The sequence below is a fragment of the Burkholderia paludis genome, from assembly GCF_000732615.1.
Taxonomy (GTDB): domain Bacteria; phylum Pseudomonadota; class Gammaproteobacteria; order Burkholderiales; family Burkholderiaceae; genus Burkholderia; species Burkholderia paludis.
In genome coordinates this window covers 43007-67390 of sequence record NZ_JPGL01000027.1, presented here as the reverse complement: position 1 = coordinate 67390, position 24384 = coordinate 43007, and the positions used below count along the sequence as shown (strand labels likewise).

24 protein-coding genes are annotated in these 24384 nt (G+C 66.5%); 3 read left to right on the top strand and 21 right to left on the bottom strand.

Annotated elements, in window-relative coordinates:
• Nucleotides 1-53: 53 nt before the first annotated feature.
• The 17 genes from rnc to GQ56_RS0118200 all read right to left on the bottom strand — a co-directional run bounded on the left by rnc (nucleotide 54) and on the right by GQ56_RS0118200 (nucleotide 15726).
• Nucleotides 54-1265: a ribonuclease III gene (gene rnc / locus GQ56_RS0118280; protein WP_031400028.1), complete on the bottom strand. Its 1212-nt coding sequence runs from the start codon at nucleotides 1263-1265 to the stop codon at nucleotides 54-56.
• A gap of 153 nt (nucleotides 1266-1418) precedes the next feature.
• On the bottom strand, nucleotides 1419-2312 hold the full coding sequence (gene lepB, locus GQ56_RS0118275) for a signal peptidase I (protein ID WP_031400027.1): 894 nt from the start codon (nucleotides 2310-2312) through the stop codon (nucleotides 1419-1421).
• A 16-nt stretch (nucleotides 2313-2328) separates the two neighbouring features.
• The gene (gene lepA / locus GQ56_RS0118270) at nucleotides 2329-4122 is read right to left on the bottom strand and encodes a translation elongation factor 4 (RefSeq protein WP_031400026.1); all 1794 of its coding nucleotides are present in this window, start codon (nucleotides 4120-4122) and stop codon (nucleotides 2329-2331) included.
• Nucleotides 4123-4307: 185 nt separating this feature from the next.
• Nucleotides 4308-4544 carry a glutaredoxin family protein gene (locus tag GQ56_RS0118265; protein ID WP_031400025.1) on the bottom strand — a complete coding sequence of 79 codons (237 nt, stop codon included), beginning with the start codon at nucleotides 4542-4544 and terminating at the stop codon, nucleotides 4308-4310.
• A gap of 7 nt (nucleotides 4545-4551) precedes the next feature.
• A complete protein-coding gene (locus tag GQ56_RS0118260; protein ID WP_031400024.1) occupies nucleotides 4552-6054 on the bottom strand; it encodes a DegQ family serine endoprotease in 1503 nt (500 codons plus the stop codon).
• A gap of 16 nt (nucleotides 6055-6070) precedes the next feature.
• Nucleotides 6071-7123 carry a MucB/RseB C-terminal domain-containing protein gene (locus tag GQ56_RS0118255; protein WP_031400023.1) on the bottom strand — a complete coding sequence of 351 codons (1053 nt, stop codon included), beginning with the start codon at nucleotides 7121-7123 and terminating at the stop codon, nucleotides 6071-6073.
• Between the two features lie 5 nt (nucleotides 7124-7128).
• Complete coding sequence (locus GQ56_RS0118250) at nucleotides 7129-7746, bottom strand: sigma-E factor negative regulatory protein (RefSeq protein ID WP_031400022.1); 618 nt, start codon at nucleotides 7744-7746, stop codon at nucleotides 7129-7131.
• Nucleotides 7747-7832: 86 nt separating this feature from the next.
• The gene (gene rpoE / locus GQ56_RS0118245) at nucleotides 7833-8432 is read right to left on the bottom strand and encodes an RNA polymerase sigma factor RpoE (protein WP_006490873.1); all 600 of its coding nucleotides are present in this window, start codon (nucleotides 8430-8432) and stop codon (nucleotides 7833-7835) included.
• Between the two features lie 91 nt (nucleotides 8433-8523).
• Entirely contained in the window at nucleotides 8524-8988 is a 465-nt protein-coding gene (locus GQ56_RS0118240) for a protein YgfX (RefSeq protein WP_031400021.1), read from the bottom strand.
• 12 nt (nucleotides 8989-9000) lie between these two features.
• Nucleotides 9001-10233: a beta-ketoacyl-ACP synthase II gene (gene fabF, locus GQ56_RS0118235; RefSeq protein ID WP_031400020.1), complete on the bottom strand. Its 1233-nt coding sequence runs from the start codon at nucleotides 10231-10233 to the stop codon at nucleotides 9001-9003.
• A gap of 164 nt (nucleotides 10234-10397) precedes the next feature.
• Entirely contained in the window at nucleotides 10398-10637 is a 240-nt protein-coding gene (gene acpP, locus GQ56_RS0118230) for an acyl carrier protein (RefSeq protein ID WP_012735022.1), read from the bottom strand.
• Between the two features lie 144 nt (nucleotides 10638-10781).
• Complete coding sequence (fabG, locus tag GQ56_RS0118225; protein ID WP_031400019.1) at nucleotides 10782-11531, bottom strand: 3-oxoacyl-ACP reductase FabG; 750 nt, start codon at nucleotides 11529-11531, stop codon at nucleotides 10782-10784.
• Nucleotides 11532-11567: 36 nt separating this feature from the next.
• Nucleotides 11568-12500, bottom strand: a complete 933-nt coding sequence (gene fabD / locus GQ56_RS0118220) for an ACP S-malonyltransferase (protein ID WP_031400018.1) — start codon at nucleotides 12498-12500, stop codon at nucleotides 11568-11570.
• Between the two features lie 83 nt (nucleotides 12501-12583).
• On the bottom strand, nucleotides 12584-13573 hold the full coding sequence (locus GQ56_RS0118215; protein ID WP_031400017.1) for a beta-ketoacyl-ACP synthase III: 990 nt from the start codon (nucleotides 13571-13573) through the stop codon (nucleotides 12584-12586).
• Nucleotides 13574-14680, bottom strand: coding sequence for a phosphate acyltransferase PlsX (gene plsX / locus GQ56_RS0118210; protein ID WP_031400016.1), 1107 nt, complete (start codon nucleotides 14678-14680; stop codon nucleotides 13574-13576).
• Between the two features lie 129 nt (nucleotides 14681-14809).
• Nucleotides 14810-14989: a 50S ribosomal protein L32 gene (rpmF, locus tag GQ56_RS0118205; protein WP_006051932.1), complete on the bottom strand. Its 180-nt coding sequence runs from the start codon at nucleotides 14987-14989 to the stop codon at nucleotides 14810-14812.
• A gap of 98 nt (nucleotides 14990-15087) precedes the next feature.
• Nucleotides 15088-15726 carry a DUF177 domain-containing protein gene (locus GQ56_RS0118200; protein WP_031400015.1) on the bottom strand — a complete coding sequence of 213 codons (639 nt, stop codon included), beginning with the start codon at nucleotides 15724-15726 and terminating at the stop codon, nucleotides 15088-15090.
• A gap of 225 nt (nucleotides 15727-15951) precedes the next feature.
• Here GQ56_RS0118200 and GQ56_RS0118195 point away from each other — a divergent pair, with 225 nt between their 5' ends.
• Both GQ56_RS0118195 and GQ56_RS0118190 read left to right on the top strand, forming a co-directional pair.
• Nucleotides 15952-16584, top strand: coding sequence for a Maf-like protein (locus tag GQ56_RS0118195; protein ID WP_031400014.1), 633 nt, complete (start codon nucleotides 15952-15954; stop codon nucleotides 16582-16584).
• Nucleotides 16581-17303 carry an SAM-dependent methyltransferase gene (locus GQ56_RS0118190; protein WP_031400013.1) on the top strand — a complete coding sequence of 241 codons (723 nt, stop codon included), beginning with the start codon at nucleotides 16581-16583 and terminating at the stop codon, nucleotides 17301-17303. Before GQ56_RS0118195 ends, GQ56_RS0118190 begins: the two co-directional genes overlap by 4 nt.
• A gap of 51 nt (nucleotides 17304-17354) precedes the next feature.
• On the opposite strand, the gene GQ56_RS0118185 is transcribed toward GQ56_RS0118190, so the two are convergent.
• Genes GQ56_RS0118185 through GQ56_RS0118170 form a run of 4 tightly spaced genes read right to left on the bottom strand, consistent with a single transcriptional unit; the run spans nucleotide 17355 to nucleotide 20424 of the window.
• Complete coding sequence (locus tag GQ56_RS0118185) at nucleotides 17355-18347, bottom strand: S49 family peptidase (RefSeq protein ID WP_031400012.1); 993 nt, start codon at nucleotides 18345-18347, stop codon at nucleotides 17355-17357.
• Between the two features lie 12 nt (nucleotides 18348-18359).
• Nucleotides 18360-18758 carry a Rieske (2Fe-2S) protein gene (locus GQ56_RS0118180; RefSeq protein WP_031400011.1) on the bottom strand — a complete coding sequence of 133 codons (399 nt, stop codon included), beginning with the start codon at nucleotides 18756-18758 and terminating at the stop codon, nucleotides 18360-18362.
• A complete protein-coding gene (locus GQ56_RS0118175; protein ID WP_031400010.1) occupies nucleotides 18755-19414 on the bottom strand; it encodes an HAD-IA family hydrolase in 660 nt (219 codons plus the stop codon). The genes GQ56_RS0118180 and GQ56_RS0118175 overlap by 4 nt, the downstream gene beginning before the upstream one ends.
• Nucleotides 19415-19419: 5 nt before the next feature.
• Nucleotides 19420-20424 (bottom strand): RluA family pseudouridine synthase, encoded by a 1005-nt coding sequence (locus tag GQ56_RS0118170; protein ID WP_031400009.1) that lies wholly within the window; start codon nucleotides 20422-20424, stop codon nucleotides 19420-19422.
• 724 nt (nucleotides 20425-21148) lie between these two features.
• Between GQ56_RS0118170 and GQ56_RS0118165 the strand changes: the two genes are divergently transcribed.
• On the top strand, nucleotides 21149-24316 hold the full coding sequence (locus GQ56_RS0118165) for an Rne/Rng family ribonuclease (RefSeq protein WP_031400008.1): 3168 nt from the start codon (nucleotides 21149-21151) through the stop codon (nucleotides 24314-24316).
• Nucleotides 24317-24384: the final 68 nt, after the last annotated feature.

Here is a 24384-nt window from a genome sequence, read left to right as displayed (position 1 = left end):
GGGAGACAGGTTCGGAAACGGCCGCGCGGCGCGCGGCACGATCGCTGGGCAATTCAGTGGTCGGCATCGGCCACGCGCGCCTGCGCGGCGGCGACGCTCGCGCCACCCGGCGGCGTATCGGAATCGGACGCCGCGGCATCGCGTGCGCGAATCGTCGTACGAGCGGCGGGATCGGAACCGGCGGAAGGCTTGTCGGCCGGCGCAGCCTGATCGACGGCATGGCCTGCCGGCTTGTCGACGGTGCGCAACGCGCCATCGGCGGGCTTGTCCACGGCCTTGTCAGGTCGCTCGGCCGGCTTGTCGGCAACCTTGTCGACCACCGGCTTCGCCGCCCGTTCGCCCTTGTCCGTGGCCGCCTCGACATGCGCCGCGCGAATCGCGGCCATCGGCGCCGCGGCCGGCTCCGCGCCGCTCGCGGCGGCTGCCGCGGACGCAGCCGCCCTGGCCTCACGCGCCGACGCACGCTCCTTCCGTTCCGGCGAGCGCAGGTCGAGCGCTTCCTGCACGCCCTTCACGCCCGGCACGATTTCGGGTTCGACATGCTTCGACCCGCGCGCATTCTTCGAGCGCTTCGGCTTCGCGGCCAGCATCGGCGCGGCCGCCATCACCTCGTCGAGCGCCTTCTTCGCCGCGGCCTGCTCGGCCGCGCGCCGGCTCGCGCCGGAGCCCGACACCTTCACGTCCAGCTTCGGCACCGTGCATTCGACCTCGAACTGCTGATTGTGCGCCGCACCATGCGTCGCGACGACCGTATAGGTCGGCAGCGCGATCTTGTGCCCCTGCAGGTATTCCTGCAGCAGCGTCTTCGCGTCCTTGCCGAGCGTGCGCGGATCGATGTGGTCGAGAATCGGGATGTAGAGGCGCTTGATGACCCCTTGGGCGGCTTCGAAGCCGCCATCGAGGAACACGGCCCCGATGATGGCTTCGAATGCGTCCGCGAGGATCGACGGCCGGCGGAAGCCGCCGCTGCGCAACTCGCCCTCGCCCAGCCGCAGCCCGTCGGAGATATTCAGGGCCTGAGCAATTTCATACAGCGACTGCTGTTTGACGAGGTTGGCGCGTACGCGCGACAGATCGCCTTCGTCCAGCTTGCTGAAACGCTGGAACAAAAGGGCAGCCACCGCGCAATTCAGAACGGAGTCGCCGAGAAACTCGAGCCGTTCGTTGTGCGTGGCACTGTGACTACGATGGGTCAAAGCCTGGCGCAACAATTCCGCATTGCGAAATTCGTAGCGCAGCCGGCTTTCCAACTGGGATAGGGGCATGTGCAGGAGTATAACGCGGGCGCCGGTCGGGCCGAAACGGCAAGGCCGGACACGAAAAGGCGTGACGAGGCGGTGTTACCGCCGGTTCTTAAAGTAGTTCGGCAATACGCGACGCGGCCCGTGCGTCGCGCATTGCGAGTGACTCGGCTGCGATCAGTTGAAGGAACCGATGCGCTTCAAGTCGCTGAAGTTCATCCAGATGAAGAACGCGCGGCCGACGATGTTCTGGTCGGGCACGAAGCCCCAGTAGCGGCTGTCCGCACTGTTGTCGCGGTTGTCGCCCATCATGAAGTAGTGACCGGGCGGCACCTTGCAGATCACGCCGCGGCTGTTGTACGTGCAGTTGTCGCGATACGGATAATCGTATGCGCCCATCACGAACGGCGGCACGGCCGGGTTGTTGAGGATCGCGTTCTTCCTGTTGCCGATCGTTTCCTCGAACTGCTTCGCGTAATTCTGGCGCTCGTCGTCGAAGTAATCGGGCAGCGGCGCTTCAGGCACCGGCTGGCCGTTGATCGTGAGCTGCTTGTCCTGATAGGCGACGGTATCGCCCGGCAGGCCGATCACGCGCTTGATGTAGTCGACCGACTCATCCTTCGGATAACGGAACACGACGACGTCGCCGCGCGACAGCGGGCTGCCCTGCGTGATCTTCGTGTTCGTGACCGGCAGGCGCAGCCCGTATTCGAACTTGTTGACGAGGATGAAATCGCCGACCAGCAGCGTCGGCACCATCGAGCCCGACGGAATCTTGAACGGCTCGACGACGAACGAACGCACGACGAACACCGCGAGAATCACCGGGAAGAAGCTCGCCGTGTACTCGAGCCACCACGGCTGGCGCAGCTTCTCGTCGCGCAGCTTCGAACGCGTCTGCCCCGCGTTTTCGTCCGCGAAACGCTTGTCGATGCGCGACTGCTGGCGATCGAACTCCTCGATCGCCGAGTCGGCCGCCTTGCGTCGCCGCGGCAGGAACACCAGCTTGTCCAGCACCCACGCTACGCCCGTCAAGACGACGAGCACAAAAAGAATCAGCGCAAAATTCATAAAAGGATCAGTCCTGTTATTTGTCTTCGACGCGCAAGATTGCAAGGAACGCTTCCTGCGGGATCTCGACCGAACCCACCTGCTTCATCCGTTTCTTGCCTGCTTTCTGCTTTTCGAGCAGTTTCTTCTTCCGCGTGATGTCGCCGCCGTAACACTTCGCCAGCACGTTCTTGCGCAGCGCCTTGATGTTCTCGCGGGCGATGATGTGCGCGCCGATCGTGGCCTGGATCGCCACGTCGTACATCTGGCGCGGAATGATCTCGCGCATCTTCGCCGCCACTTCGCGGCCGCGATACTGCGATTGCGACCGGTGGACGATCACCGACAGCGCATCGACCTTGTCGCCGTTGATCAGCATGTCGACCTTCACGACGTCGGCCGACCGGTATTCCTTGAACTCGTAATCCATCGACGCATAGCCGCGCGACACCGACTTCAGTCGATCGAAGAAATCGAGCACGATCTCGGCCATCGGGATTTCGTAGGTCAACTGCACCTGGCGGCCGTGATACTGCATGTTGATCTGCGAGCCGCGCTTCTGCTCGCACAACGTGATCACCGAGCCGACGTAGTCCTGCGGCATGTACAGGTTCACCGTGACGATCGGTTCGCGGATCTCCTCGATCTTCGGCGGCTCCGGCATCTTCGCCGGATTCTCGACCTTGACGATCGAGCCACCGTTCATCACGACCTCGTAGACAACCGTCGGTGCGGTCGTAATGAGGTCCATGTCGAATTCACGTTCGAGACGCTCCTGCACGATCTCCATATGCAGGAGACCCAGGAAGCCGCACCGGAACCCGAAGCCGAGCGCCTGCGACACTTCCGGCTCGTACTGCAGCGATGCGTCGTTGAGCTTCAGCTTCTCGAGCGATTCGCGCAGTGCGTCGTACTGGTTCGCTTCCACCGGATAGAGTCCGGCGAACACCTGCGGCTTCACTTCCTTGAAGCCCGGCAGCGCTTCCAGCGCCGGCTTGGCCACCAGCGTGACCGTATCGCCGACCTTCGCGGCGGTCAGTTCCTTGATGCCGGCGATGATGAAGCCCACCTGCCCCGCCGACAGCGATTCGAGATTGCGCGACTTCGGCGTGAACACGCCGATATGCTCGACCGGATACTGCGCGCCGGTCGCCATCAGCTTGATCTTGTCCTTCGGGCGCAGCGTGCCGTTGACGATGCGCACGAGCATCACGACGCCGACGTAGTTGTCGAACCACGAATCGATGATGAGCGCCTGCAGCGGCGCGGCCGGGTCGCCCTTCGGCGGCGGCACCTTCGCGATCAGCGACTCGAGCACGTCCTCGACGCCGAGACCCGTCTTCGCGCTGCAGCGCGTTGCGTCGGTCGCGTCGATGCCGATCACGTCCTCGATCTCCTCGATCGCGTTCTCGGGGTTCGCGGCCGGCAGGTCGATCTTGTTCAGCACGGGCACGACCTCGACGCCGAGCTCGATCGCCGTGTAGCAGTTCGCGACCGTCTGCGCCTCGACGCCCTGGCTCGCGTCGACGACCAGCAGCGCGCCTTCGCACGCGGACAGCGAACGGCTGACTTCGTACGAGAAGTCGACGTGCCCCGGCGTGTCGATCAGGTTCAGGTTGTAGACCTTGCCATCGCGCGCGCGATAGGACAATGCGGCCGTCTGCGCCTTGATCGTGATGCCGCGCTCACGCTCGATATCCATCGAATCGAGCACCTGCGCTTCCATTTCACGGTCGGCGAGGCCGCCGCATACCTGGATGATGCGATCCGCGAGCGTCGACTTGCCGTGGTCGATGTGCGCGATGATCGAGAAATTGCGAATATGATCCATTCAGTGCCGATCAAGCGAAAAAGGCGCGCTCGACGACTGCGGAGCACGCCTTGTAAGTCGGTGAAAAAACGGCTTATTTTAGCCGAAAAGGCCTTCGCCGGGCGGTATTTCGGACGGCGCCCCGCCACGGCCGCCCACCGGGCACCGCCTCGCGCGGCGCGGAGCCGCCCGGCGGCAGGCCGGACTCAGCGCCGGGCCGCCAGCACGCCGCGCACCTTCACGGCGTCGAACCGGTGGCGGCACACTTCCGCACCGTCCAGCAGCAGCACCGGCACGTCCTCGTCGTAGCGGGCGACGAGTGCGGCATCGGCGTCGATGTCGACGTAGTCGACCGCGACGCCGAACTCCGCCGCCACCGGCGCCAGTGCGTCGCGCATGTCGTCGCACAGGTGGCACCAGCCGCGGCCGTAGAGCGTGAACATCGGCGCGTTACTTCTGGCGCGGCCGAACCGGCACGAACTGCGTGTTGTCGCCGCGCCGTACGAGCACCGCGACCGCCTTCTGCGGATCGAGCTGCGCGGTCACGTCGGCGAACTGCTTGGCGTTCGCGATGTCGGTATCGCCCACGCGCAGCACGATGTCGCCGCGCTGCAGGCCCGCACGGGCGGCCGGGCCGTCGACGCCGTCGACCTGCACGCCGTTCTTCAGCTTCAGCGTCTTCATCTGTTCCGCCGTCAGGTCGCTGACGGTCAGGCCAAGCGCATTGGCCTGGCGCGGCTTCTGCGGCGCGTTCTTGCGCTGCTCGGCCTTCGCGGTCGATTCGGCCGGCGTCTCGGCGATCGTGATCGGCAAATCGCGTGCCTGACCCTTTCGCCACACGCTGACCGTCGCCTTCGTGCCCGGCTTCGTGTCGCCGACCATGCGCGGCAGGTCCGACGCGGTATCGACCGAACGGCCGTTGAACTTCAGGATGATGTCGCCCGGCTGAATGCCCGCCTTGTCGGCCGGGCCGCCCGGCTCGACGCTGCTGACGAGCGCGCCCTCGGCCTTCGGCAGCCCGATCGAATCGGCCACGTCCTTCGTCACCTCGCCGATCGCCACCGCGATCCGGCCGCGCGTGACCTTGCCGGTCGCCTTCAGCTGGTCGGCCACGCGCATCGCCTCGTCGATCGGAATCGCGAACGAGATGCCCATGAAGCCGCCGGTACGGCTGTAGATCTGCGAGTTGATGCCGATCACCTCGCCCTGCATGTTGATCAGCGGGCCGCCCGAGTTGCCTGGGTTCACGGCCACGTCGGTCTGGATGAACGGCAGGTAGTCGCCCGTGTTGCGGCTCTTCGAGCTGACGATGCCGGCCGTGACCGTGTTGTCGAGACCGAACGGCGAACCGATTGCGACGACCCACTCGCCGACGCGCACCTTGTTCGAGTCGCCGATCGCGACGACCGGCAGGTTCGACGCCTGGATCTTGACGACCGCGACGTCGGTGCGATCGTCGACGCCGATCAGCTTCGCCTTGAACTCGCGCTTGTCGGTCAGCGTCACGTAGATGGTGTCCGCATCGTCGACGACGTGCGCGTTGGTCATCACGTACCCGTCGGCCGATACGATGAAGCCCGAACCGACGCCGCGATTCTGCTCGGTGTCGGGCGGATTGTCCGGCGCCGGCGCGTTCTTCGAGCTGCCGCCGCCATTGCCGCTACCGCCGCCGGGCGCCTGCGGCAGCGGAATGCCGAAGAAGCGCCGGAAGAATTCCGACATGTCGCCGTCGTCGAAGCCCGGCGGGAGCATCCCGCGCGGGCCGCTGCTCGTCGGCACGTTCGCGGTGGTCCGGATGTTCACGACGGCCGGCCCGACCTTTTCGACCAGATCGGCGAAGTCGGGCAGGCTGGCAGCGGGAGCCGTCACCGCGAGCGCGGTGTGCGGCACGAGGGGCAGGCTGGCAGACAATGCCGCCGCCGCGAGCCATTTGCGCAGCGTGAGTTTCATCATGTCGGAAGCCGTAGCGTTACTTGGAAGCCTTGTATTCTATGGCAGACGCGAACTGCTGCAACGTAGCCGGCGGCACTTCGCCGAGCACGGTGATCCAGTAGTCGCCGCGGCGCTTCACGAGCACGTTCGTCGCCCCGGTGCTGCCCGCGCCTTCCTTGCGCGAATTCTTTTCGGCCGGCTCGATGAAAACCGAGATCGTCGCGAGACCGTCGGTGAACACGGCCTGATCGACCGGGATCGGCGGCTCGCCGGCGTCGCGCGCGGCCATCGGCCGGCGCACTTCACGAATCTTCTGGAAGCCGGCAACGCTCGGCGCGAGCTGCCAGCCCTGCGCCTCCATGTCGACCGCCGCGACCGGCGGGCGCACGATCGTCCAGCCGCTCAGGTTGCGCATGCCGGCCGCGATCGCGGCCTTGTCGCCGCTCGCGCCGCCCGTCTGCAATTGCGAGAACGCAATCTGCTCGAGCACGCGATCGGTCGCATCGAGCGTCTGCGAACGCAGCAGCAGCCCCGTGCGCGCGTCGACCCACAGCTTGTACGTGAAGCGGTAGGCATCCTTCGGCACGAGCTCGACGACCTGCGCATCGATCCCGGCCACGCGATCCTTGCCCAGCGACTTCGCGTCGTACACGGACATCACGTGATCGCCGCTCGCACCGAGCAGCGCCGGGAACGAGTCGCGCGTCTGACGGCGCTCGACCACGCACAGCTTGCGCTCGGGCACGAACGTGTAAAGCTCGTCGTTGTGCCGCAGCAGCTTGCGCGGCTTGCCGTCGAGCGTCTCGATCCGCTCGAATTCGCCGTCGCGGGACGCGACGTGCGCGATCCGCGACGACTGCACGTACCCGCCGCGCTGGTAGACGAACGTGCCCTCGTAGCTCTGCTGCTGCGCCGCCTGCTGGACGCGGTCGAGCCAGTCCGCGGCGCCCTTGCGGGTCGCGACTGGATCGTCCGGTTGCTGGGCGCTGGCAGGGAGGGATTGAACGGACAACAGGGCGGCTGCGCAAAGCAGGAGGGCCGGCAGCCGCTTCCATCCGGAGATGGCGTGATTCAACTGCAATGTCCGCATCGGGTTTATTGGCCTGGCGTGGTGGTCACGGCAGCGCGGATCAGCGGCATCGAACCCGTGACGACGGGCTGCTGCGCGAATTGCTGGTGCGCTTCAAGGTATTGGTCGAGGCTCGCGTCGCGAATGATGTTGACGTCCTGCAGCCCCGGCTGGGCCGATGCCTGCGCAACCGCCACGCGCTGCAGGTTGCCGCCTTGCGGCGCACCGGCCGACGCGACCTGGACGGCGCCCGGGGCGCCGGCCGTCTGCATTTGCGGAACGACGATCCACGTGAGCGTGGCCGCCGCCGCGGCGACCGCGAACGCGGGCACGACACGCCGGCGCAGCGACAGCAGCCTGCGGGCGACAGGCGCGGCCGCAGGCGCGAGCAGGTGCGGCTCGCTTTCGAGCACCGCCGACATGCGGGCGGTAAACGCGACGCTCAGCGCCGGCGACAGCGCGAGCTCGTCGGAGCGCAGCGCATCGCCGATCAGGTGGTAATGGGCCCACGCAGCGCGATCCGCGCGGTCGAGCTCAGCCAGAAACTGCCCGTTGTCCGGGCCATCGAACATTTCGCCGTCGACCAGCGCGGAAAGGCGCTCGCCGCGCGAGCACGTTTGCGACTGCGTATTGACCGACCCCATGATGCTCCCCATCTTGCACACCCCGTCGTGACTTCACGACTCTAACCGTAACTAGACCCCGACCCGCGTCGCTCCGCCTGTCGCGCTTACCAGCGCTTGCCTTCGGGCGTATCGAGCAGCGGACGCAATTTCGCAGCGATTGCCTCGCGTGCACGGAAGATCCGCGACCGGACCGTCCCGATCGGACAGCCCATCATTTCCGCGATCTCTTCGTAGCTCAGGCCCTCGATCTCGCGCAGCGTGATTGCCTGACGCAGTTCCTCGGGCAGCAGAGCCATTGCAGCGTTGACCGTCTCGGCAATCTGCTTGCTCATCAACATCGACTCAGGCGTGTTGATATCCCTTAGTTGGTCTGCATCGGAGAAAGTTTCCGCTTCCTCCGCATCGGCCTCGGTCGAGGTCGGTGCCCGGCGGCCTTGCGTCGCAAGGTAGTTCTTCGCCGTATTGACGGCAATCCGGTACAACCACGTATAGAACGCCGATTCGCCGCGAAATTGCGGCAGCGCACGATACGCCTTGATGAACGCGTCCTGGGCCACATCCTCGACCTCGGCGGGATCCCGCACGAGGCGCGAGATCAGCCGAATGATCTTGCGGTGGTATTTGGAGACCAGGAGTTCGAACGCCGCCTTGTCGCCCTTCTGTACGCGCTCGACCAGAGCCTGATCGATTTCTTTTTCACTCACCTGACAAATCCGTTAACTAGGGATGCAACGCGGAGCGTTATTGTAGCGTTCCCGCGCCGGCCGCTTGTTACGGTCGGTAACTGCACCGCCGTCATGCCCGCCCCGCCGTGCCCGACGTTCTCGCCAGCACGGAAAGCGCGCTGAACGACGCGGCATCCAGCGCATCGGCCGGGATCAGCAGCGGCCGGGCCCGCCGGGCGCCCTGCCCGACCGTCAGCACCAGCAGCAGGCTGCTCCAGTGCGCATGGCCCGTCACGCGGCCGCGGGCCAGCAGGCGCCCGGTGCGGCCAAACGCCGCGACTTCCCCGAATGCGTCGATCCGCAACTCGGCCGGCAACCGGCGGGCGCAGGCCCGCGCGGCGTACACGGCGAGCAGCGCGGCCGTCGCGGCCGCCACGCAGGCGCCGCCGGCCGCGCCTGCGCGCGGCGCCCAGAACAGGTAGACCGACGCGGCAGCCGATGCGACGAACGCCGCCAGCACGAGATACAACACGGCCGAGGCCCGCAACGCAAAACGCTGCGGACGCCCGGCCGGAACATCGAATGGACTCGTCAAGCGATTGCGGCGTCAGACGCGCTTGAACACCAGCGTGCCGTTCGTGCCGCCGAAGCCGAAGTTGTTCTTCACGGCGACGTCGATCTTCATGTCACGCGCGGTATTCGCGCAGTAATCGAGATCGCACTCCGGGTCCTGGTTGAAGATGTTGATGGTCGGCGGCGACACGTTGTTGTGCAGCGCCAGCACCGTGAACACCGACTCGAGGCCGCCCGCGCCGCCCAGCAGGTGGCCCGTCATCGACTTCGTCGAGTTCACGACGATCTTGTACGCGTGCTCGCCAAAGGCCGCCTTCACCGCGTCGGACTCGTTCTTGTCGCCCAGCGGCGTCGACGTTCCGTGCGCGTTCAGGTACTGGACCTCGTCCGCGTTCACGCCGGCGTCGCGCAGCGCCGCGACCATGCAGCGGCGCGGGCCGTCCATGTTCGGCGCGGTCATGTGGTACGCATCGCCCGTCATGCCGAAGCCGGAGACTTCCGCGTAGATCTTCGCACCGCGCGCCTTGGCCGCCTCGTACTCCTCGAGCACCATCACGCCGGCGCCCTCGCCCAGCACGAAGCCGTCGCGATCCTTGTCCCACGGACGGGATGCGGTCGCCGGATCGTCGTTGCGGGTGGACAGCGCGCGCGCTGCCGCGAAACCGCCGATGCCGAGCGGCGACACCGTCGACTCGGCGCCGCCCGCGACCATCACGTCGGCGTCGCCCGCCTGGATCAGGCGCGCTGCGAGGCCGATGCTGTGCAGGCCGGTCGTGCAGGCCGTCACGGCGGCGAGGTTCGGGCCCTTCAGGCCGAACATGATGCTCAGGTGGCCCGAGATCATGTTGATGATCGAACCGGGCACGAAGAACGGCGAGATCCGGCGCGCGCCGCGATCGACGTAGGTCTGGTGCGTGTCTTCAATCATCGGCAGGCCGCCGATGCCGGAACCGACCAGCACGCCGATGCGTTCCGCATTGGCTTCGTTCACTTCCAGCCCGCTGTCCTTGATGGCCTGGACGCCGGCGGCAATGCCGTAGTGGATGAACGTATCCATGTTCCGGGCTTCCTTCGCCGGGATGTACTCCTCGGCGCTGAAACCCTTCACTTCGCCCGCGAAATGGACGGCGAGGTTCGACGGATCGAACTTCGTGACGGTAGCGATACCGGACTTGCCGGCGACGAGATTGGCCCAGCCGTCGGCAACATTATTGCCAACAGGCGAAATCAGCCCCAGGCCTGTAACAACAACACGACGGCGGCTCACGGTAACCTCTTTTGCATTATTGGATGACAAAAACAAAAGCCACAGTGGCCACAGGAACCAGCCCTGCGAGCCCTGTGGCTGTTAGTCCGTCCGGCGCGAAGCCGGCAGGATGACGCGTCAATCGCGAAGATCGCGGCGACGTGGCGAACAAGCGCGAAAGGCGCTTACGCCTTGACGTTTGCGCGAGCGTAGTCGATCGCTTGCTGAACGGTCGTGATCTTCTCTGCTTCTTCGTCCGGGATTTCCATGCCGAACTCGTCTTCGAGAGCCATCACCAGTTCGACCGTGTCGAGCGAGTCGGCGCCGAGGTCGTTCACGAACGAAGCTTCGTTCTTGATCTCGCCTTCAGCGACGCCCAGTTGTTCAGCGACGATCTTCTTGACACGTTGTTCGATGTTGTCCATTACCCCTCCGAGGGAAAGTTCAGATTTACAAGTGCGCGCATTTTATCAGGTTTGCTGACGCCAAAACGCGCGTTGGCTTGATGGTCGATCAAGCGCCGATCCGCCTGAAAAACGGGATACGGCGCGGATGGTAAACGAAAACCGTTACGACATGTACATGCCGCCGTTCACGTGCAGCGTCGTGCCGGTAATGTAACCGGCCTGCGGCGATGCGAGGAACGCGACGGCATGGGCGATGTCTTCCGGGCTGCCGAGGCGGCCGAGCGGAATCTGGGTCTTGAGCGCGGCCTGCTGTTCTTCCGGCAGCGTCTTCGTCATGTCGGTGTCGATGAAGCCCGGCGCCACGCAGTTCACCGTGATGCCGCGGCTGCCGATTTCCCGCGCGAGCGCGCGGGTCATGCCCGCGACGCCGGCCTTCGCGGCCGCGTAGTTGACCTGGCCGGGGTTGCCGGCCGAGCCGACCACCGACGTAATGTTGATGATACGGCCGCCGCGCGCCTTCATCATCGGGCGCAGCACCGCGCGCGACAGGCGGAATACCGACTTCAGGTTGGTGTCGATCACCGCGTCCCAGTCTTCATCCTTCATCCGCATCGCGAGCTGGTCCTGCGTGATGCCCGCGTTGTTGACGAGCACGTTCAGCGCGCCGAATTCCTTCACGGTCGCATCGATCAGCGCCTCGGCGGCGGCCGCGTCGTTGACGTTCAGCACCGCGCCGCGCCCCGTGACGCCCGCTTCCGCGAATGCCGCGGTGATCGCGTCAGCGCCCGATTCGCTCGTCGCCGTACCGATCACCGTCGCGCCCAGGCGCGCGAGTTCGAGCGCGATCGAGCGGCCGATGCCGCGCGACGCGCCGGTGACGATCGCAACCTGTTTATCGAGAGTCTTGTCCATGAATCGAGTTTCCGTCTCTTGAAAAAAGGCGCCGCGTCAGGCGGTCACCAGCTTGAGCGCTTCGTCGAGCGACGCCGGATCGAATACCGACGCGCCCGTCAGGTTGCCGTCGATGCGTTTCGTCAGGCCGGCGAGCACCTTGCCCGGACCGCATTCGATCACGTGCGTGACGCCCGTGCCGGCGATGTGCCGCACGCATTCGACCCAGCGCACGGGGCCTGCGGCCTGGCGCACCAGCGCATCCTTGATTGCAGCCGGATCGCTGACCACGGCGACGTCGATATTATTGACGACCGGAATCTGCGGCGCCTTGACGTCGACGCTCGCGAGATAGTCGCGCAACTGGTCCGACGCCGGCTTGAGCAGCGACGAATGGAACGGCGCCGACACCGGCAGCGGCAGCGCGCGCTTCGCACCCTTCGCCTTCGCGATTTCGCAGGCCTTTTCGACCGCGGCCTTGTTGCCGGCGATCACGACCTGCGCGGGCGCGTTGAAATTCACCGCTTCGACGATCCCTGCTTCCGCGGCTTCGGCGCACACCGCGCGCACCGTGTCGTCGTCGAGGCCCAGGATGGCGGCCATGCCGCCCTGGCCCACCGGGACGGCCGTCTGCATCGCCTGCGCGCGGAAGCGCACGAGCGGCACGGCGTCCTTGAACGCGAGCGCGCCGGCCGCGACGAGCGCCGTGTATTCACCGAGGCTGTGCCCGGCGACGATCGACGGCGCCGGGCCGCCCGCCTGCTGCCATGCGCGGTAGCACGCATATGCGGCGGTCAGCATCACGGGCTGCGTGTTGGCGGTGAGATTCAGCTCTTCGGCCGGGCCTTCGGCGATCAGCTTGCCGAGATCCTGATTGAGTGCATCGGACGCTTCCTGGAGCGTCTCGCGCACGATGGCCAGATCGGCAAATGCATTGAGCATGCCGACCGCCTGCGAGCCCTGCCCCGGAAAAACGAATGCAAATTTCATATCGTCCCCAATTGAATCGATTCGGACGGCGCGCACGAACGGCGCGCCGGTGGGATCCGCGCGCGGCAATCGCGCGCCGCGGATCAGTAGCGGAAGACCGACGCGCCCCAGGTGAAGCCGCCGCCGACGCCTTCGATCAGCACGTGCTGACCGCGCTGGATGCGGCCGTCGCGCACCGCGGCGTCGAGCGCCAGCGGGATCGACGCGGCCGACGTGTTGCCGTGCTGGTCGACCGTCACGACCATGCGCTCCTGCGGCAGGCCGAGCTTGCGGCAGGTGCTGGTCATGATGCGGATGTTGGCCTGATGCGGAATCAGCCAGTCGATCTGCTCGGGCGCGAGATTCGCCTTCGCGAGCGCCTCGATCGCGACCTTTTCAAGGACGTTGACCGCCAGCTTGAACACGGCCTGCCCGTCCATGTGCAGGAACGCGCTGCCCTCGATCACGCCGCGGTTCACGTTGCCCGGCGTGCAAAGGATGTGCGAGTAGCTGCCGTCCGCGTGCAGCGCGCTGCCGAGCACGCCCGGCTCGTCCGATGCGGACAGGACCACCGCGCCCGCGCCGTCGCCGAACAGCACGCAGGTCGTGCGGTCCTTGAAGTCGAGAATGCGCGAGAACGTCTCCGCACCGACGACGAGCGCCGTGCGGTGCTGGCCGCTGCGGATGAAGCTGTCGGCCGTCGCCACCGCGTACGCGAAGCCCGAACACACGGCCTGCACGTCGAGCGCCGCGCCGCCGTTCTTGATGCCGAGCTTGCTCTGCAGCAGGCACGCGGTGCTCGGGAACACGAAATCGGGGGTCGAAGTCGCGACGATGATCAGGTCGATCGACTGCGGATCGATATCGGCCATCTCGATCGCGCGGCGCGACGCCTCGAGCGCGAGATCGCTCGTCGTGACGTCCGGCGCGGCAAAATGACGCGCATGGATGCCCGTGCGCGCCACGATCCATTCATCGCTCGTCTCGATGCCTTCCTTCGCGAGACGATCGGTCAACTGCTGGTTCGTGACGCGGTCAGGCGGCAGATAACTGCCCGTGCCGAGCACGCGGGAATAGAGAGTCGATTGGGCCATTTATGCTTTAGAGGATTGCGCAGCGGAAGGTTCGGCGTGATGGCCTGCGGCCGGGCTTGCACGGCCCGCGCCGCCCGCGTCGTGTTCGCCATCGCCGAGCGACACTGAATTATCCGCCATCGCGCGCGCGAGGCGCTCCAGCACGCCGTTTTTGACGGCATCATACCCGCGTTTGATCGCCCACTCAAACGCGTAGGCATCGGCCGAACCATGGCTCTTGATCACGAGGCTCTTGAGCCCCAGCAGCGCCGCGCCGTTGTACTGGCGGTGGTCGACGCGCTTCTTGAAACGCATCAGCACGGGCAGCGCGAGCAGCGCCATCAGCTTCGACATCAGCGACCGGCCGAACTCCTCGCGGATGATGTCGGACAGCATCTGCGCGAGCCCCTCGGACGTCTTCAGCGCGACGTTGCCGACGAAGCCGTCGCACACGATCACGTCGACCGTGCCCTTGTAGATGTCGTTGCCTTCCACGTTGCCGCGGAAATTCAGCGTGCTGGCGCGCAGCAGTTCACCCGCGCGCTTGATCGTTTCATTGCCCTTGATCACCTCTTCGCCGATGTTCAGCAGGCCGATCGTCGGGCGCTCCTTGCCTTCGAGCGCGGCCACGAGCGCATGCCCCATCTCCGCGAACTGCAGCAGGTGCTGCGGCTCGCAGTCGACGTTCGCGCCGAGGTCCAGCATCATCGTATAGCCGGTCGGGTTCGGCAGCGCGAACGCGATCGCGGGCCGCTCGATGCCGGGCAGCGTCTTGAGTACGTAACGGGAAACGGCCATCAGCGCGCCGGTATTGCCGGCGGAGATGCAGGCCTGCGCCGCGCCTTCCTTGACGTGGTTGAGTGCGACGCGCATCGAAGAATCCTTCTTCTTGCGCAGCGCCACTTCGACAGGGTCGTCCATCGCCACGACTTCGGTGGCGGGAACGACGGTCAGCGCGGGATCGTCGAGGGCTTTCAGCTTCTTCAGCTGAGCGCGGATCGCGCTTTCGATGCCGACGAGCATCAGATGCGCATCGGGATGCGCGCGGACGAACTTGACTGCCGCGGGAACGGTCACGGACGGGCCGTGGTCGCCTCCCATGCAATCGATTGTGAGCTTTACGGTCATGGAATGCGACGAATTTCAGGCACAAAAAAGCGGCAGTTGAATGCCGCCTTTTTGTTGCGCCAGGAAAGTGTCAAGCGAACCAGTTGTCACGCGAACGGCGAGCGTAGCGCGCAACGCGTGACTTGACGCTTAGTCGTTCTTCGTCTTGACGACTTTCTTGCCGCGATAGTAGCCGTTCGGGCTGACGTGGTGACGCAGATGCACTTCACCCGTGCTCGGCTCGACTGCCAGCGGCGCTGCCGTCAGGAAATCGTGCGAACGATGCATGCCGCGCTTCGACGGCGACTTCTTGTTTTGCTGGACTGCCATGACTAACTCCTAAATAATTTTCCGGATTCTAACACAGCCCGATCCGGCGCTTAACTACCCTGGCCCAAAGCCCTTACGCCTTCCCGCGCCACAACTGCTTAGTGTTTCTTGGTGCCGTCACCGCCCTTCTTCAACGCTTCCAGCGCTGCGAACGGATTCGGCCGTTTGCCTTCGTCCCCGGCTTCGTCGGATTCTTCATCCGCCTCTTCCGCGGGACCGCTCGCACCCGACACGAGGCTTTCGTGAACTGCCGGGCAAACCTCGTGCTTGGGCACGAGCGGCAACGAAAGCAGCAATTCCTCTTCGATCAAGTCGACGAGATCGAACTGGCGTGAGCCCACGATCACATCGGCTTCATCGTCGTCGAGCGGAAATTCTTCAGCCTCTTCTTCGGACGCGACGACCCGATACGTCATGTCGATGTCGAACGCCTGGTCGTACGGAGTCATGCAGCGCTGGCACGTCAGCCATGCATGGCCGTGCACCGCAAGACGCAGATACGGCTGCTGCCCGTCGGTGCCGTCGTCCTGCAGCTCCTTCTGGGTGAACCCTTCAGCCTGCCACGTGAAGGCCGTGTCGCGATCGGGCGCGTCCGCCGGCACTTCGTTCAACATGCGCGGCAACTGCGAGAGGTGCATCGCCCCTGCCGCCTGCCGCCCGCTGCGGGCGAACTCGAACAGGTCGACCGCGCGCGGATCGAGTGGCGCCGAAGCAGGTTTGCCAGAAGAAATGTTCATGTGCGCTCCTGCCTACAGGCTGACTTGCGGATCCGGCTTGGCGCCGCTCCCGTACGGGTTACCGTACCGTACTTTACTTCCGAAGACCCGGCAGGCGCCACCACAACGGAAGCCTGCCGACGAAAAGCGGGAAAGCATACCTGTTTTACCTTTTGCGGTCAATCACTTAAGCTTGCGTCCTCGCAACGCTGCGCCACCCCTGTCGACTTACCGATCCAACCGACCATGCCGGATACCGTTTGCCGCCCGCCGCGGCTGATTCTTGCCTCCAGTTCCCGCTACCGCCGAGCACTCCTCGAGCGCCTCGGCCTGCCCTTCGACGTCATGTCGCCCGATCTCGACGAAACCCCGCACGACGGCGAAACGCCGGCCGCGACCGCGCTGCGCCTCGCCGGCGCGAAGGCCCGCGCCGTCGCCGGCGCGATCGACGCGCCGGACGGCGTGCTCGTGATCGGGTCGGATCAGGTCGCGACCTTCGACGGGCTTCAGATCGGCAAGCCCGGCACGCACGAGCGCGCGCTCGCGCAACTCGTGTCGATGCAGGGCCGCGAAGTCGAATTCCATAGCGCGCTTTGCCTGTACGACAGCCGCACGGGCGACACGCAGATCGAGGACATCGTTACGCGCGTGCGCTTCCGTTCGCTGCCGGAGGCCGAACTCGACGCGTACCTGCGCGCGGAAACGCCGTACGACGTCGCCGGCAGCGCGAAATCCGAAGGGCTCGGCATCGCGCTGCTCGACGCAATCGACTCGAACGACCCGACCGCGCTCGTCGGCCTGCCGCTGATTGCGCTCACGCGAATGCTGCGCGCCGTGCAATATCCGCTGTTTGCCACCACCCAAGGAGACCGCGCATGACGACCGGCACGCTCTACCTCGTTCCGAACACGCTGGGCGAAGGCGACGAATCGATGCTCGCCGCCGTGCTGCCCGCTACCGTGCAGGCGCGCGCCGGCACGCTCGGCTATTACGTCGGCGAAAACGCGAAGACGACGCGCGCCTTTCTGAAGAAGATCGGCACGACACGCCCGATCCAGGAAATCGAGATCCGCGAACTGAACGTCAATACGCCGGCCGGCGAAATCGACCGGCTGCTCGCCCCCGTGCTGGCCGGCACGGACGCCGGCCTCGTCTCGGAAGCCGGGTGCCCGGCGGTCGCCGACCCGGGCGCGTTGCTGGTCCGCCGCGCGCACGAGCGCGGCGTGAAGGTCGTGCCGCTCGTCGGGCCGAGTTCGATCCTGCTGGCGCTGATGGCATCGGGCCTGAACGGCCAGAGCTTTGCGTTCAACGGGTACCTGCCGGTCGATGCGGCCGCGCGTGCGAAACGCCTGCGCGAACTCGAGCAGATGTCGCGCAAGGCCCGTCAGACGCAGATTTTCATCGAAACGCCGTATCGCAATCAGGCGATGCTCGACACGCTCGTTGCGACTTGCGCGCCGTCGACGCAAATCTGCGTCGCCGCGGACCTGACCCTCGCGACCGAGACGATCGCGAGCCGCACCGTCGCGGACTGGAAAAAGGCGCCCGCCCCGAATCTGCACAAGCGCCCCGCGATCTTCCTGCTGCTCGCCAACTGAAGCAGCCGGCAGCGGCTGGCCGGCGGGTTGCCACGGCCCGCCGATTGCCGGTCAGCGCAGGCTGACCGACGCGCCGCCGGCCGTCAGCGCCTTCATCGCGGCGCCGCCGACGGCCGCGCCGAACTTGCGCGCGACACGGTTCGTCAGGCTTTCCTTCACCGTGTAGTCGACGAGATCGGGCGCCTTCAGCACGTCGCGCGCGACGGTGTCGGTCGTGCCGTAGCCGTCGGCGAGCCCGAGTTCAACGCTCTTCTCGCCGGTCCAGAACAGGCCTGAGAACATGTCGGGCGTCTCGTGCAGCCGTTTGCCGCGGCCATCCTTCACGGCCTTGATGAACTGCGCGTGCACCTGGTCGAGCAACGCCTGCGCATGCGCGTCCATCTTCGCCGTCTCCGGCGAGAACGGATCATAGAAGCCCTTGTTTTCGCCCGACGTATGCAGGCGCCGCTCGACGCCGAGCTTGCCCATCAGCCCGGTGAAACCGAAACCGTCCATCAGCACGCCGATCGACCCGACGATGCTCGCCTTGTCGACGAAGATCTTGTCGGCCGCGGCCGCGATGTAATAGCCGCCCGACGCGCACATGTCGGTCACGACGACATACAGCGGCTTGTCCGGGTGCTTCGCGCGCAGCCGCCGGATCTCGTCGTAGACCATCCCGGCCTGCACCGGGCTGCCGCCCGGGCTGTTGATCCGCAGCACGACGCCGGCCGTGCCGTCGTCGTCGAAGGCGGCGTCGAGCGCGGTGTTGATGTCGTCGGCGTTCGCATTGACGCCGGCCGCGATCTCGCCGTCGATCGTCACGAGCGCCGTATGCCGCCCGCTCGACGCAAACTTCGAATCGCTCGAGAAATCGATCAGCGCAAATGCGAACAGCACGAACACGCCGAGGAATGCAAAGCGGAAGAAGATCTTCCAGCGCCGCGCCGCACGCTGCTCCTTCACGGCCGCAAGCGCGATCCGCTCGAGCGCGGCGCGCTCCCAGTTCGGTTCACGGTTGTCGGGACGGGAGACGGAATCGGGAGAATTCGGTTGGTCGGCCATGCGGAGTCGTCGTTAATCGGTCGTAGCGGGACGCAGGTCGGCGTCGGGCACCCAGAATACCGCACGCCCGTCGGACGTGTCGCGCTCGTCGACCTCGACCGGCCGCAGCCGGCCGCCCCGGCACGGGCCGCCGACGCACTTGCCGGTATTCGGCTCGTAGATTGCACCGTGCGTCGCGCACATCAGGTAAAGGCCCGACGACTCGAAGAACTGCCCTTCGGCCCAGTCGAGCTCCATCGGCACGTGCGCGCAACGGTTCAGGTAACCGTATGCGCGGCCGTCGTAACGCACGAAGAACACGACGGCCTGCTCGCCGCGCAGCGTCGCCTCGACCCGTACGCCGGCGCCGCCGTCGGCCAGCGCGTCCGATGCGCACACGCGCACGGCGGGCGTGGCGTTCGCCGTGCTCATGCGTGCTCCCGCAGCCACTCGCCCAGCGCGGCCACGTCCGGCGCAACGAAGCGCGGCGCCAGCGCGGCCAGCGCATCGGCCGTGTGCGCGCCGTACGCGACGCCGACGCCGGCCGCCCCGGCACTCGCGGCCATCTGCAGGTCGTGCGTCGTATCGCCGATCATCACGGTGCGCGACAGATCCTGCCCCAGTTCGCGGGTCAGTTCGTGCAGCATCGCCGGATGGGGCTTCGAGAACGTTTCGTCCGCGCAGCGCGTCGCATCGAACACGCTCGTCAGCTTCGACTGGTCGAGCACGCGGTTCAGCCCGACGCGCCCCTTCCCGGTGGCGACCGCGAGCAGGTAGCCCGTATCGCGCAACTCCGCGAGCAGTTCGCGCACGCCGGCGAACAGCTCGATGCGCTGGTCGTCGAGCAGATAGTGGTAGCGGTAGCGTTCGGCCAGCCGCGGATAGTCGGACGGATCGAGGGTCGGAGCCGTAATCTGCAGCGCATCGCGCAGGCCGAGGCCGATCACGTAGCGCGCCGATTCGTCGGAGGGTTTGGGCAGACCGAGGTCGCGACACGCCGCCTGGATGCTGTGCGCGATATGCGCAGTCGAATCCATCAGCGTGCCGTCCCAGTCGAAGACGATCAGGTCAAATTGCTGTCGGGCCATGCGGTTCAGGCGGTATCGCGCAATGCGCGGAGTTGGTCGAGAAAGCGCCGGCAGTCATCCGGCAACGGTGCGTCGAATCGCAGTGCCTCGCCCGTCAGCGGATGGGCGAGCTGCAACCGGTGCGCATGCAGGAACATCCGTTTCAGCGACGGCTGCGCGTTCGCGCGGGCCAGCGCCTTGTTCAGTGCGAAATCGCCGTACTTGGCGTCGCCGACGATCGGCAGGCCGAGATGCGCGAGGTGCACACGGATCTGATGGGTCCGACCCGTTTTGAGTTCCGCCTCGACGAGCGCGTACTCGGGCCAGCACTCGACAAGGTTGAAAACCGTGTGCGACGGCAGGCCGTCGTCCTGCACGCGCACGCGGCGCTCGCCTTCCGGGGTCGAATACTTGAACAGCGGCGCCTTCACCGCGCGGCGGCGCCCCCAGTCCGACTGCCACTCGCCGTGCACGCACGCGAAATAGCGCTTGTCCATCCGGTTCTCGCGGATCTGCTCGTGCAGGCCGACGAGCGCCGTGCGCTTCTTCGCGAGCATCAGGATCCCGGACGTCTCGCGGTCGAGCCGGTGCACGAGTTCGAGGAATTTCGCGCGCGGGCGCGCCTGGCGCATCTGCTCGATCACGCCGAACGCGACGCCGCTGCCGCCGTGCACGGCGACGCCGGCCGGCTTGTTGATGACGAGCATCGCGTCGTCCTCGAACAGCACGTCGAAATGCGCGGGCGGCACGATGGGCGCATCGGCGCGCGCGAGGTCGGCCGCGGCCACCCGGACGGGCGGTACGCGGACGATGTCGCCGAACGCGAGCCGGTACTGCGCATCGACCCGGCCCTTGTTGACGCGCACTTCGCCGCTGCGCAGGATCCGGTAAATATGGCTTTTCGGCACGCCTTTACAGACGCGCAACAGGAAGTTGTCGATCCGCTGACCGGCCGAACTTTCGTCGATCTCGAGCATCGAGACCTGGCCGCTTGCGACCGAATTCTGGGATATTTTGCCTAACTCGTTCATACTGAATATAATTTTGCCCAGCCTGACGTTGCGGGCGGCCTTATCGGCCGGCCCGGACTGACCGGGCAAGGCGCAAGCGCAAACCGTCATTTTACTTGCGCCGGGGGGCTGCTGCTCACCCCTGATCAAAGAGAAGCAGCAAGTTGCACGCACGGCGCCGCCCGTCGGCAAGGATCGCGCCCACAGGCGGATTCGGTCGGCAAGGCGCCGCGGTAACGGAAAGTTGGTTGAAAAGAATTTGATCGGCAGCCCGACGGCGCGAAGTGCGTCCGCGCAGGCTGCCGGTTGCGAAAATTACGGCGTTGCGCCCGATTTGGCCCCGCGAAGCGTGCGGGGCCTGGCGACGTCAAACCAGGGAAGTACACCCCAGGCGGGAAAGTCGGGCTGGATTCGATACTCCCCGCTGCGGCCCAAGCCGCAGCATCTGCCGCCCGTGGGCACGCGCGACGCATGACGACGCGCCCCGCGGCAGTGCCCGGCCTCAGGCTTAGCGCGCTTTGACAGCGTGCGGTGTGTGGACGCCGTGCTTTGAAGCCGTGTTCGCAGGTGCCCTATGGCCGCCGGCCCCGTCTATCGGGCCCAAGCGCCTCTTCAGGCAATTCTCCCCGCCATCCTTCCCGCTCCAGCGTGCTCGTGACAACACAACAAGGTGCGGCCTGCCGTCGTTCCCGCCCTCGTGACTGACACCCGCGAGGCGCCGCCGACAGAGCCGCCTGGAGCCGTTATGAAACGCATGCTGTTCAATGCGACGCAGCAGGAGGAGCTGCGCGTCGCCATCGTCGATGGGCAGAAGCTCATCGACATCGACATCGAGACAGCCGGGCGCGAACAGCGCAAAGGCAATATCTACAAAGGTGTCGTCACCCGCATCGAGCCGTCGCTCGAGGCGTGCTTCGTCAATTACGGCGAAGACCGCCACGGCTTCCTGCCGTTCAAGGAAGTCGCCCGCCAGTACTTCAAGGAAGGCATCGACATGCGCTCCGCGCGCATCCAGGATGCCCTGCGCGAAGGTCAGGAACTGATCGTCCAGGTCGAGAAGGAAGAACGCGGCAACAAGGGGGCCGCCCTCACCACCTTCATCTCGCTGGCCGGCCGCTACCTCGTGCTGATGCCGAACAATCCGCGCGGCGGCGGCGTGTCGCGCCGGATCGAAGGCGACGAGCGCCAGGAACTGCGCGAAACGATGGCGCAACTGCAGATTCCCGACGGGATGAGCATGATCGCCCGTACCGCCGGCATCGGCCGCAGCGCCGAGGAACTGCAGTGGGACCTGAACTACCTGCTGCAGCTGTGGCGCGCGATCGAAGCGGCGTCGCAAAGCGGCAACGCCGGCCAGCCGATGCTGATCTATCTGGAATCGAGCCTCGTGATCCGCGCGATCCGGGACTATTTCCAGCCGGATATCGGCGAAATCCTGATCGACACGACCGAGATCTACGATCAGGCACGTGCGTTCATGGACATCGTGATGCCGGACAACGTGTCGAAGGTGAAGCGCTACCACGACGACGTGCCGCTCTTCTCCCGCTTCCAGATCGAACACCAGATCGAGACCGCTTACTCGCGCACGGTGCCGCTGCCGTCGGGCGGCGCGATCGTGATCGACCACACCGAAGCGCTGGTCGCGATCGACGTGAACTCGGCGCGCGCGACCAAGGGCGCGGACATCGAGGAAACGGCGACCCGCACGAACCTCGAGGCGGCCGACGAAGTCGCCCGCCAGCTCCGTCTGCGCGACCTCGGCGGCCTGATCGTGATCGATTTCATCGACATGGAATCGGCGAAGAGCCAGCGCGAGGTCGAGCAGCGCCTGAAAGACGCGCTCAAGCATGACCGCGCGCGCGTCCAGATGGGCAAGATCTCCCGTTTCGGCCTGATGGAACTGTCGCGCCAGCGCCTGCGTCCGGCGCTGTCGGAAGGCAGCCACGTGACCTGCCCGCGCTGTAACGGCACCGGCCACATCCGCGATACCGAATCGTCCGCGCTGCAGGTCCTGCGGATCATTCAGGAAGAAGCGATGAAGGAAAACACCGCGGCGATCCACTGCCAGGTGCCGGTCGAGGTGACCGCCTTCCTGCTCAACGAAAAGCGTCAGGAAATCAACAAGATCGAGTCGCGCTTCAAGGTCGGGATCGTGCTGATCCCGAACAAGCACCTCGATACGCCGCACTACAAGCTCGAGCGCCTGCGCCACGACGACGCGCGTCTCGACGATCCGCGCGCGTCCTGGAAGATGGCCGAGGAAGCGGCTCGCGAACTCGAGTCGGAAACCGGCTACAGCAAGCGCGCAGCGGAAGTGAAGCCGAAGCAGGAAGCCGCGGTCAAGGGCATCACGCCGGAACGTCCGGCGCCGAGCGCGGCGCCGCAGCGCCCGGTCGAGCCCGTTGCCGCACCGGCCCCCGCGCCCGTCGCACCGGCAAGCGGCGGCTTCTTCGGATGGCTGAAGGGCCTGTTCGGCGCGTCGCCGGCTCCGGCGCCCGCGCCGGTTGCAGCTGCACCGGCGAAGGAGCAGGCAGCCCGCCCCGCCCGCGGCGAACGCACCGAGAAGGCCGAGCAACGCGGTGAACGCGGCGGCGATCGCAACCGCAACCGTCGCGGCGGCGCCCAGCAGGCTCAAGGCGGTCGCGACCAGGTTGCGGCAGGCCGTGGCCAGCCGCAACGCCCGGAGCGCGAAGGCAAGGAACCGCGTGAAGGCCGCGAGCCGCGCGAGGGTCGTGAGCTGCGTGAGGGTCGCGAGCCCCGCGAAGGCCGTGAGGGTCGCGAAGGTCGCGGCCAACGCGAAGGTCGCGAACCGCGCGAGCCGCGTGAAGGCCGTGAGCCGCGTGAAGGCCGTGAGCCGCGTGAAGGCCGTGAGCCGCGCGAAGGCCGTGAACCGCGCGAGAACCGTGAACCGCGCGAGCGCGTCGAGCAGCCGGAAGGCGTCGAAGCAGCCAGCCGTGGCGAGCGTCAGGAACGCGGCGAGCGGCGCGAGCGCCGCAAGCCGACCCAGCATGCGGCCACGCTCGAGACCGTCACCCGCGGCGAGAACCATCCGGAACCGGAAACCGACCAGGCCGTCGCGGAAGCGCTGCCCGGCGCGGAGCTGGCAGCCGATGCGGAAGCCAGCGCACGTGACGGCGAGGAACGTCGCCGCCGCCGCCGCGGTCGCCGCGGTGGTCGCCGCGAGCGCGAGGAAGACGGCGCAGTCGTCGACCACGCCGAGCAAGGCGCCGATGGCGAAGGCATCGTGCAAGACGTGACGCCTGCGGCACCGGCTGCTGCCGAACCGACCCATGCGGCCGCACCGGCAGTCGTCGCGGCCGTGGCCGCGGCAGGCACCGTCGCCGCCGAGGCAGCGGTCGAGCACCATGCCGAACCGGTGGCGCCGGCTGCAGTCGAGCCGCAACCGGCACCGGCCCAGGTTGAGGCAGCACCGGTCGAGCCGGCCGTTGCCGCTCACGCAGCTGAACCCGCACCGGTCGCACCGGCCGTCGAGGCGGAGGCCGGTCCGGCTCCGGTCGCCGTGTCGCCGACCGACGCGTTCGAAGTGCCGGCAGCGGTCGAAGCACCGCAGTCCGCGCCCGTCGAGCAGGCCGCGCCGGCTGTGACGGCCGAAGCCGCGCCGGCGGCTGCCGAGCCGGCACCGGTCGAAGCTGCGCCGATCGCCGCCGCACCGGTCGAGGCCATCGCGGCACCGGCCCCCGTGCAGCAGGCCGCCGCGCCCGCTTCGGCGAGCCTGGATGTCGTGCTGGAGCAGGCCGGTCTCGTGTGGGTGAACACGGATGCAGGCAAGTTCGCCGCCGCGCAGGAAGCCGCGTCGCAGATCCCGCGTCCGGCCCGCGTGCCGCGTGAACGCAAGGCGCTGCCGCCGGTCGATACGGCCCCGATGCAGCAGGTCGAGACGCACCACTAACCGGCGCGTCGCCCGACCAGGAAAAGCCCGCCTCCGGCGGGCTTTTTCACGTCCGCGCTGCGGGTTTC

Excerpts from the sequence above, each read along its gene's own strand:
- GQ56_RS0118170 (WP_031400009.1), bottom strand. The coding sequence starts at position 20,424 with ATGAACGAGTTAGGCAAAATATCCCAGAATTCGGTCGCAAGCGGCCAG.
- fabG (WP_031400019.1), bottom strand. The coding sequence starts at position 11,531 with ATGGACAAGACTCTCGATAAACAGGTTGCGATCGTCACCGGCGCGTCG.
- GQ56_RS0118180 (WP_031400011.1), bottom strand. The coding sequence starts at position 18,758 with ATGAGCACGGCGAACGCCACGCCCGCCGTGCGCGTGTGCGCATCGGAC.
- lepB (WP_031400027.1), bottom strand. The coding sequence starts at position 2,312 with ATGAATTTTGCGCTGATTCTTTTTGTGCTCGTCGTCTTGACGGGCGTA.
- GQ56_RS0118250 (WP_031400022.1), bottom strand. The coding sequence starts at position 7,746 with ATGGGGTCGGTCAATACGCAGTCGCAAACGTGCTCGCGCGGCGAGCGC.
- GQ56_RS0118175 (WP_031400010.1), bottom strand. The coding sequence starts at position 19,414 with ATGGCCCGACAGCAATTTGACCTGATCGTCTTCGACTGGGACGGCACG.
- rpmF (WP_006051932.1), bottom strand. The coding sequence starts at position 14,989 with ATGGCAGTCCAGCAAAACAAGAAGTCGCCGTCGAAGCGCGGCATGCAT.
- plsX (WP_031400016.1), bottom strand. The coding sequence starts at position 14,680 with ATGACCGTAAAGCTCACAATCGATTGCATGGGAGGCGACCACGGCCCG.
- GQ56_RS0118195 (WP_031400014.1), top strand. The coding sequence starts at position 15,952 with ATGCCGGATACCGTTTGCCGCCCGCCGCGGCTGATTCTTGCCTCCAGT.
- lepA (WP_031400026.1), bottom strand. The coding sequence starts at position 4,122 with ATGGATCATATTCGCAATTTCTCGATCATCGCGCACATCGACCACGGC.
- GQ56_RS0118255 (WP_031400023.1), bottom strand. The coding sequence starts at position 7,123 with ATGCGGACATTGCAGTTGAATCACGCCATCTCCGGATGGAAGCGGCTG.
- GQ56_RS0118200 (WP_031400015.1), bottom strand. The coding sequence starts at position 15,726 with ATGAACATTTCTTCTGGCAAACCTGCTTCGGCGCCACTCGATCCGCGC.
- GQ56_RS0118215 (WP_031400017.1), bottom strand. The coding sequence starts at position 13,573 with ATGGCCCAATCGACTCTCTATTCCCGCGTGCTCGGCACGGGCAGTTAT.
- acpP (WP_012735022.1), bottom strand. The coding sequence starts at position 10,637 with ATGGACAACATCGAACAACGTGTCAAGAAGATCGTCGCTGAACAACTG.
- GQ56_RS0118265 (WP_031400025.1), bottom strand. The coding sequence starts at position 4,544 with ATGTTCACGCTCTACGGCCGCGGCTGGTGCCACCTGTGCGACGACATG.
- GQ56_RS0118260 (WP_031400024.1), bottom strand. The coding sequence starts at position 6,054 with ATGATGAAACTCACGCTGCGCAAATGGCTCGCGGCGGCGGCATTGTCT.
- GQ56_RS0118190 (WP_031400013.1), top strand. The coding sequence starts at position 16,581 with ATGACGACCGGCACGCTCTACCTCGTTCCGAACACGCTGGGCGAAGGC.
- GQ56_RS0118185 (WP_031400012.1), bottom strand. The coding sequence starts at position 18,347 with ATGGCCGACCAACCGAATTCTCCCGATTCCGTCTCCCGTCCCGACAAC.
- rnc (WP_031400028.1), bottom strand. The coding sequence starts at position 1,265 with ATGCCCCTATCCCAGTTGGAAAGCCGGCTGCGCTACGAATTTCGCAAT.
- fabD (WP_031400018.1), bottom strand. The coding sequence starts at position 12,500 with ATGAAATTTGCATTCGTTTTTCCGGGGCAGGGCTCGCAGGCGGTCGGC.
- GQ56_RS0118165 (WP_031400008.1), top strand. The coding sequence starts at position 21,149 with ATGAAACGCATGCTGTTCAATGCGACGCAGCAGGAGGAGCTGCGCGTC.